This window comes from Monashia sp. HAY1-5C (genome assembly GCF_056755255.1).
In genome coordinates this window covers 1-266 of the sequence record NZ_JBPGXG010000402.1, presented here as the reverse complement: position 1 = coordinate 266, position 266 = coordinate 1, and the positions used below count along the sequence as shown (strand labels likewise).

Annotated in this window: 1 protein-coding gene; it reads right to left on the bottom strand. The window is 61.7% G+C overall.

The genetic code is table 11. The features are described 5' to 3' along the window. Positions 1-266 (bottom strand): hypothetical protein (locus ACR9ZK_RS22200; protein ID WP_481344106.1); only part of this gene is annotated, 266 nt, incomplete at both ends.

Below are 266 nucleotides of genomic sequence, written 5' to 3'. Positions count from 1 at the left end.
CATCGAGGCCGAGAGCGGAGAGGAATTCCGTCGCTTCCTCTTCAGGCAGCTGGGCTACTTCCGCTTCGATGGCGGCGGAGATGATCACCACCTCGGAATTCTGTTCCTTCGCCATGGCTTCGACTGCAGCGGTGTGCTCGTTGCCGGTCACGGCATCCGCCTCGGCGACGTTGCAAACATAAAGCACCGGATGCGAGGTCAGAAGGTTCAGGCTCTTGAGGATGCGGAGCTCCTCCGCGTCGAGCTTCGACAGCAGCGTGCGGACC